The sequence below is a fragment of the Flavobacterium sp. AK-345 genome, from assembly GCF_058310175.1.
Genome location: NZ_JBZEER010000005.1, coordinates 365,601 through 373,603 on the forward strand (window position 1 = coordinate 365,601; position 8,003 = coordinate 373,603).

Below are 8,003 nucleotides of genomic sequence, written 5' to 3' on the forward strand. Positions count from 1 at the left end.
CACGCGTGGGTATTTAAGCTAGCGAAGAAAAGAATAAAAATAAAGAAAATTTTTCTCAAAGTTTTTTTGATATGAATATAGTAAAATTATATTTCAATTGTACCTTTAAAAACAAATTTGGCCGGACCAGTTAAGAAAACATTAGAAAAATGATCTCCCATTTTGTCAAAAGAAACAACTAGTTTTCCTCCTTCAACATTTAAGTTAATTGAAGTTTTATCGGTTTGTCCAGTCGCATTCATAGCAATAGCAACGGCAGTAGCTCCGGTTCCGCAAGCAAGAGTTTCATCTTCAACACCCCTTTCGTAAGTACGAAGTGAAAAAGTACTATCATCCACTTTTTTAACAAAATTAATATTACTCCCTTTTTCTCCGTATAATTCGCCATAACGAATTGCTGCTCCATTTTCTTTTACATTATAATGCTCCAAATCCTCTACAATTTGAACATGATGTGGAGAACCTGTATTTAAAAAAGTATAAGAGTCTTTTTTCTGAACTTCATCAACATCAATCATTTGTAGAGAAACAATAGCATCATCCCCTACTGATGCGTGATGCAAACCATCTGTAGCAATAAAAGTTGTCTTATTGTCAATAACGCCTAATTGATTGGCAAATGCAACTAGACAACGTCCACCATTGCCACACATCGAGCTTTGATTTCCATCAGAATTATAATAAACCATTTTAAAATCGGTTTCAGAATCGTTTTCTAACAAAATCAAACCATCTGCACCAATGCCAAAACGCCTGTCGCATAAACGCTCTATTAATTTGATATCTTCTTTTGGGAAAAAATTAGTACGATTGTCAATCATTACAAAATCGTTGCCCGTACCTTGATATTTATAAAATTCTATCTGCATTTTTACTGTATTAATAAGTACAAAAGTACGAACTATTAATTAATGAAATGTTAATCATTGTTAAAGAGCGTTAAACCGTTTTACCAAATAATTTTTTCAATTAATTTTACGTGTAAATAACTTAAACCTATATTCTAATTATGAAAAGATTTTCAACCTTATTTTTAGTATCATTAATGAGTGGTGCTACTACTCTTGGTGCATACAAGTTATTATTTGAGAGTAACAATTCTTTTTTTGAAAAAGGAAATTCTGTTGTAACTCTTGCCCCCAACCCATATGGAAAAAATGTTGGTTTAGCAGCCGAAACAGTTGACTTTACCGAAGCGGCAGATAAAACAATTCACACTGTTGTACACGTAAAAAATGTGTCGCGCAGAACGGTTAGTAATCCGATGATGGAATTTTTCTATGGTTACGGAGGACAGCAACAACAGGAACAAGTAGGAACCGGTTCTGGTGTTATTATTTCTGAAGATGGTTATATCGTAACCAACAATCACGTTATTAAAGATGCAACAGAAATTGAAATTACGCTGAACAACAAAAAATCTTATAAAGCAAAATTAATTGGTACTGATTCTAAAATGGATATTGCTTTATTAAAAATTGATGCTGATGAAAAACTTCCTTACTCTGCTTTTGCCAATTCTGACAGTGTAAAAGTTGGTGAATGGGTTTTGGCAGTCGGAAACCCATATAATTTGACCTCTACTGTAACCGCTGGAATTGTTTCAGCAAAAGCCAGAAACTTAGACACAAGCGGAATACAATCATTCATTCAGACTGATGCTGCCGTAAATCCCGGAAACAGTGGTGGTGCTTTAGTTAACACACGTGGTGAGTTAATTGGTATTAATACTATGATTTCTTCAATGACAGGATCTTATGTTGGATATTCTTTTGCTGTTCCATCAAATAATGCCCGTAAAATTATTGAGGATATTATGGAATTTGGAAATGTTCAAAGAGGAATTTTAGGCGTTGAAGGTGGTGAATTAAATAGCACAGCTTCAAAAGAATTGGGCATTACTCAAACTCAGGGCTTTTACATTAGCAAAGTTTCTAAAAATTCAGGAGCTGAAAAAGCGGGTCTTACTAAAGGTGATATTATTGTAAAACTGGATGATCAGAACATTGCAACTTATGCTGATCTTTCAGGTTATATTAACACGAAAAGACCAAATGATGTTATCAAAGTTACTTATATGAAAGACGGACAAACAAAAACAGTTCCGGTGACTTTAAGCAAAAATGAATTTTTTAGTACTGAATTTAAAGGAATCGAATTAGAAAATATTGATTCCGCAGATAAAAAGAAATTCAGAATTGATTATGGTGTGAAAATTAAAAATATTACCAATGAGAATTTAGCGCAATATCAAAACGAATTACAAGGCAATATCATTTTGAGTATTGATAATGTAAAAGCAACAAATGTTGAAACTGTTTCTAAACTTTTAAGTAAAAAAGATGAAGGACAAAGTGTCCGAATCGAAATGATTAATAAAAACGGCGAAATATTAAGAATAATTATTTAGTTGCAGTTATCAGTCTTAGCCTTCAGTGTCAAAAACTGAAAACTTAGACTGCGATTGAAAACTATTCATAATCCAGTCATCAAAGAGCCATCTTAGAAATTAAGGTGGCTTTTTTTTATTTTAAAATAAATGCTAAAATAGTTTACGAAATCGATTGAAATGGATACTTTTGCGCAAAATTTTAAAATAGTGAGCATTTTATTTTTTCAATTCAATCAATTATGAGTAAAAAATCTTTGTACCAAAAAGAGGTATCATTACAAGTCGACCGAAGAAGAGCTGGCGTCGAATTAATCAAAGTCATAAGTGATTTATGGTATGACAAATCCATCGAAATGGTTTTATTTAAAAATCAATTACTGGATAAAAATGTCAGCGATATTATCAATTTACATCAATATGCAGGAGAATTTGTTGGCAAACCAATCAGTATTTTCGATTCAGTTGAAATTGCAAAAGTTATTTTATCATTAGATTTTCCACCTGCAAAATTAGATTTAGGAAAACTGACATACGAATATTATCTGGAAGAAGAGAAATATCCGGATGCAAGGTATTTTGTAATGGATAAATTAAAAAAAGCCAAATCGACAAAAGAAATTCAACCAAAAGATGTTGTTTTGTATGGCTTTGGCAGAATAGGCCGTTTATTGTCTAGAGAATTAATGTCTAAAACCGGAAAAGGAAATCAATTGCGCCTGAGAGCAATTGTAACCCGAGATAAAAACGATCCCTCTATTTTAGAAAAAAGAGCATCTTTATTACGATACGATTCTATTCACGGTGATTTTCAAGGTTCTGTAATTGCCGATCCGAAAAATAATGCTTTGATTATTAACGGAACAACCGTTCATATTATTAGTGCAAACACACCCGAAGAAATTGATTACACAGAATATGGAATTAGTGATGCTTTAGTTATTGATAATACCGGAGCTTTTACAACAGAAGAAGCTTTAAAAAGACATTTAACTTCGAATGGGGTGAGTAAAGTTTTATTGACAGCACCAGGAAAAGGTATTCCGAATATTGTTCATGGTGTAAATCATAATGAATACAACCCAGATCAAATAGATATTTTTTCGGCAGCATCGTGCACTACAAATGCTATAACTCCGGTTTTAAAAGTTATCGAAGATAGTTTAGGAGTTGTAAAAGGTCATTTAGAAACAATTCATGCTTATACAAACGATCAGAATCTGGTTGACAATATGCATAAAAAATATCGTCGTGGCAGAGCTGCAGCGTTAAATATGGTTATTACAGAAACCGGGGCCGGAAGTGCAGTTGCAAAAGCAATACCGTCTCTTGAAGGAAAGCTGACTTCAAATGCAATTAGAGTTCCGGTTCCGAATGGCTCTTTAGTTGTATTAAATCTTGAAGTTAAAAAAGCAACCTCAATAGCGGCGATTAATAAAATAATGAAAAAATATGCTTTAGAAGGTGAACTTGTAGAACAAATCAAATATTCATTAAATAATGAACTTGTTTCATCTGATATTGTTGGAACTTCGGCTCCATCAATTTATGATAGTAATGCAACAATTGTTTCTAAAGACGGAAAAAGCATTGTGCTTTATATTTGGTATGATAATGAATATGGTTATAGCCATCAGGTAATTCGTTTAGCAAAATATATTGCCAAAGTAAGACGTTTTACTTACTACTAAAATAAACCAAAAACCAACTATTTCTTAAAGCCATCAAATTTCTTGATGGTTTTTTGTTTTAATTAAATAGGTAAAACCGTCGTACTTTTTACTTCGGAAATTACAAAAACGGTATTGATCAAGGAAACTTCAGGTAAAACCGATAATTTTTTTTGATGAAAATAATGATAACTTTCCATATCCGGAATTATAATTTTCAGCATATAATCGAAGTTTCCAGATACATAATTACACTCAACAACTTCTGGCATATCCAAAATCGACTGATTAAAACCTTCAGAAGTATCATAGGTTTGTTTGGTTAGCGTAACCTGACAATAAACCGTTAAGTTATTTCCAAGCTTTTTCTTATTTAAAATTGAAACATATTTTTCAATAACCCCTTCTTTTTCAAGGCGTTTAACTCTGTCATGAACAGGCGTTAAAGACAAATTTATTTTGTTTGCAATATCTTTTAAAGTGTAGTGCGCGTCTACTTGTAAAAGACGTAAGATTTTTTTGTCAATTTCATCTAAAGCCATAACGAAAACGATATAAATAATAATTGAAAATCAGTCATTTTTTCTTTTTGAGCAATAAAAATACATCTTAAAAAGAATATTTTTCTGTAAAAATACTAAATAAAATAATATTTTCTTATTTATACATCATTTATCCATAATATATTCTCTGTCTGTAAATTTGTAAAACAATTTCAAAAAACTAAAAAAATATAACAAATGATAATAGGTGTTCCTAAAGAAATTAAAAATAACGAAAACCGCGTAGCTTTAACTCCAGCTGGTGTTTCTGAAATGAAAAAACATGGACATACAGTTTATGTACAATCAACTGCAGGTTTAGGAAGTGGGTTTAGCGATGATGAGTATACAAATGCAGGGGCAGTAGTTTTAGGAACTATTGAAGAAGTATATTCAATTGCAGAAATGATTATTAAAGTAAAAGAGCCAATTGCTTCTGAATATCCATTAATCAAAAAAGATCAATTACTTTTCACTTACTTTCACTTTGCTTCATCAGAACCATTAACACACGCAATGATTGAAAAAGGTGCTGTATGTTTAGCTTATGAAACAGTTGAAAAAGCAGACCGTAGTTTACCATTATTAGTTCCAATGTCTGAAGTTGCTGGTCGTATGGCTATTCAACAAGGAGCAAAATATCTTGAAAAACCATTAAAAGGAAGAGGAATTCTCTTAGGAGGTGTTCCAGGTGTTCCACCAGCTAAAGTATTAGTCTTAGGAGGAGGAATTGTTGGAACTCAAGCTGCAAAAATGGCTGCTGGTTTAGGAGCTCAAGTAACTATTATGGATTTAAGTTTGCCACGTTTACGTTATTTAGACGATATTATGCCTGCAAATGTAAATACAGAAATGTCTAATCACTATAATATTACAAAAGCAATTGCTACAGCTGATTTAATCGTTGGTGCGGTTTTGATTCCAGGAGCAAAAGCACCTCACTTAATTACTCGTGATATGCTTAAATTAATGCGTCCAGGAACTGTTGTTGTTGACGTTGCGGTTGATCAAGGTGGATGTATTGAAACTTGTACACCAACAACTCATGAAAACCCAACTTTTATTATTGATGATATTGTTCACTACTGTGTAGCTAATATGCCAGGAGCTGTTCCTTACACTTCAACTTTAGCTTTAACAAATGCTACTTTACCTTACGCGGTACAATTGGCTAACAAAGGATGGGAAAAAGCTTGCAATGAAAATGAAGAATTAAAAAAAGGTTTGAATATAGCTAATGGAAAAATCCTTTATAAAGGAGTTGCTGAAGCTTGGAATTTACCTTTCAACGAAGAATTAGTGTTAGCAAACGCATAGTGCTAACATTAAAATAAGTGCTTACTAAACACTAAATTTTAAAAGGCTTTTCTTAATTGAAAAGCCTTTTTTTTATAGCATAAAAAAAACCTGTCAATTAAAATGACAGGTTTCTAAATATCTTATTTTTTTTCATCTTTCTTTTCATCCAGAATTTCCTCCAATACTTTTGCTTCAGTTCCATTTGGGAAAGTAACTTTGATTTTCTGAGCTATTGTTGGTGCAATTTCAGTAATTGCTTTTTTGTTATAAGATTCACCTTTCTTGATATGCCAACCAAAAAATATAGCTGGTACATGAGTATCGTAACTATAAAGTGTACCGTGTGAAGTTCCTGTAGTTGCATATTCAATATCTCCCGGTTTATCAACAATAACCATATCACCATCCTGTGTCACATCATATCCTTTTGCCACAAAATTCAAGTAATAATCATTTCCAGAATTCGCTAAAATTTCTTCTTCTGTATAAACTCTTTTTACCTGTGGCTGACTAATTAAGAATGCTTTAAAAGCTTGTTTTACTTTAATCAATTCTAAGCCTTTATCATTAATAATTTGTTTATTGAAATATAGATTAAAATTAGAATAGTTCAAAACTAAATCAACACCAAAAGTTTTGATAGAGAAATCTTGCAAGCTCTTTTTTACATCTTTGGATGGATAATTATCAACATTGTATTTACGATCTTTTAAATATATTACATTTTCCGCACCTGCATGGTCTGCGGTTAGAAATAGTAAATAATTATCTTTTCCAACGGATTTATCTAAATAAGTCAGAAAATCAGCAATTGTTTGATCTAATCTTAAATAGGTATCCTGAAGCTCCATAGAACGAGGTCCAAGTAAATGTCCTACGTAATCTGTAGAAGAAAAACTAACCGTTAAAAAATCAGTAATATTATCTTTTCCTAATTCTTCTTTTTCAATTGCTTTTTTAGCGAATTCTGCTAATAAATCATTTCCATAAGGAGTAGCTCTAATAATTCCGGCATCGTTTTTCTCATACATCGTTTTTAAATCGTATGGAAAAACTGGTGCTGCACTTGCATATAACTTTCCTTCATAAGGATTATTATCAGGTAAACTCTCATTATAAGTAGCAGCAGGTTTAAATAAGTCCCAGCCTTTGTTAATGTAAGGCATGTAATGTTTTTCATTATTGAATTGAGTTACCCAATCAGGTAGTTTTTCACCATAAAAAGTACTTGAAATAAATGAACCTGTTTTACTATACCAAAAAGCCCAATTTGCAAAATGACCCGCTGGTAATATTGCACCACGATCTTTAAGACTCATTCCAATTACTTTTCCTTGAAAATTAGTAGCCATTCTCACTTCGTCGGTAATTGTAGTGCTTTGAAGATTTTTCGGTGACATAGCTCCTTCTTCTACTGTTCCATCTCCTACCGTTTTTACTCCTGCATCGTCAGTACAGTACATATCTTTTCCAAGTGTTCTGCTAAACCACTCATTACCTACAATTCCATGGGTAGAAGGCGTTGTACCTGTATAAATTGAAGCATGTCCCGGAGCGGTATATGTTGGCATATAATTGTAATGCATATTCTGAAAAACATATCCATTATTCATTAACCTTTTAAATCCATTTGGAGAAAAATCATCTGAAAATCGATATAAATATTCCATTTTCATTTGATCAACTACAATACCTACTACCAACTTAGGGCGTTGTTGAGCACTTAAATTTGCAATAACAAATAATGCCAACAATACAATATTTTTTTTCATATCTAAATTATAATATTTGAACACAAAAATACAGATTCGCATTCAAAAAGGCTAGCGCACTATAATTTAAAACTCGTAATTGACTTTAATTTAACAGAACAGGAGCAATTTGGTATAGATCCTAGAAATGAAATATTTCTTTACAGCTTCTTCAGTTTCATAATCTAATTCCTGAAAACTATTGATTACATTATTAACTCTGTCAACAAGAAAGTAAGATTGATATTAAAAGCAAAAGGCTAACCAAAAAGGAGTAAAACAAAAAAATCCCCATCAAATAAATGATGAGGATTCTCAAAAGAAAGGCGACGACATACTCTCCCACATAACT

Annotated in this window: 6 protein-coding genes; 3 read left to right on the forward strand and 3 right to left on the reverse strand. The window is 32.0% G+C overall.

What is annotated here, in order from left to right; translation table 11 throughout:
• Positions 1 to 86 precede the first annotated feature (86 nt).
• The gene (dapF, locus tag AC4FQ3_RS12295; RefSeq protein ID WP_302097305.1) at positions 87 to 869 is read right to left on the reverse strand and encodes a diaminopimelate epimerase; all 783 of its coding nucleotides are present in this window, start codon (positions 867 to 869) and stop codon (positions 87 to 89) included.
• 140 nt (positions 870 to 1,009) lie between these two features.
• Here dapF and AC4FQ3_RS12300 point away from each other — a divergent pair, with 140 nt between their 5' ends.
• Both AC4FQ3_RS12300 and AC4FQ3_RS12305 read left to right on the forward strand, forming a co-directional pair.
• Positions 1,010 to 2,410 carry a S1C family serine protease gene (locus tag AC4FQ3_RS12300; RefSeq protein WP_491182035.1) on the forward strand — a complete coding sequence of 467 codons (1,401 nt, stop codon included), beginning with the start codon at positions 1,010 to 1,012 and terminating at the stop codon, positions 2,408 to 2,410.
• A 221-nt stretch (positions 2,411 to 2,631) separates the two neighbouring features.
• Complete coding sequence (locus AC4FQ3_RS12305; protein WP_491182036.1) at positions 2,632 to 4,080, forward strand: glyceraldehyde-3-phosphate dehydrogenase; 1,449 nt, start codon at positions 2,632 to 2,634, stop codon at positions 4,078 to 4,080.
• 62 nt (positions 4,081 to 4,142) lie between these two features.
• Here AC4FQ3_RS12305 and AC4FQ3_RS12310 read toward each other — a convergent pair whose 3' ends face one another.
• On the reverse strand, positions 4,143 to 4,601 hold the full coding sequence (locus AC4FQ3_RS12310) for an Lrp/AsnC family transcriptional regulator (protein ID WP_302097308.1): 459 nt from the start codon (positions 4,599 to 4,601) through the stop codon (positions 4,143 to 4,145).
• Between the two features lie 198 nt (positions 4,602 to 4,799).
• On the opposite strand from AC4FQ3_RS12310, the gene ald reads away from it, so the two are divergent.
• Entirely contained in the window at positions 4,800 to 5,918 is a 1,119-nt protein-coding gene (ald, locus tag AC4FQ3_RS12315; RefSeq protein WP_491182037.1) for an alanine dehydrogenase, read from the forward strand.
• Between the two features lie 122 nt (positions 5,919 to 6,040).
• Here the strand turns inward: ald and pafA are convergent, their stop codons facing one another.
• Positions 6,041 to 7,672, reverse strand: coding sequence for an alkaline phosphatase PafA (gene pafA / locus AC4FQ3_RS12320; RefSeq protein WP_491182038.1), 1,632 nt, complete (start codon positions 7,670 to 7,672; stop codon positions 6,041 to 6,043).
• Positions 7,673 to 8,003: the final 331 nt, after the last annotated feature.

What these genes read in the sequence shown, in the direction of transcription:
- dapF (WP_302097305.1), bottom strand. Translation starts at nt 869, where the DNA reads ATGCAGATAGAATTTTATAAATATCAAGGTACGGGCAACGATTTTGTA.
- AC4FQ3_RS12300 (WP_491182035.1), top strand. Translation starts at nt 1,010, where the DNA reads ATGAAAAGATTTTCAACCTTATTTTTAGTATCATTAATGAGTGGTGCT.
- AC4FQ3_RS12305 (WP_491182036.1), top strand. Translation starts at nt 2,632, where the DNA reads ATGAGTAAAAAATCTTTGTACCAAAAAGAGGTATCATTACAAGTCGAC.
- AC4FQ3_RS12310 (WP_302097308.1), bottom strand. Translation starts at nt 4,601, where the DNA reads ATGGCTTTAGATGAAATTGACAAAAAAATCTTACGTCTTTTACAAGTA.
- ald (WP_491182037.1), top strand. Translation starts at nt 4,800, where the DNA reads ATGATAATAGGTGTTCCTAAAGAAATTAAAAATAACGAAAACCGCGTA.
- pafA (WP_491182038.1), bottom strand. Translation starts at nt 7,672, where the DNA reads ATGAAAAAAAATATTGTATTGTTGGCATTATTTGTTATTGCAAATTTA.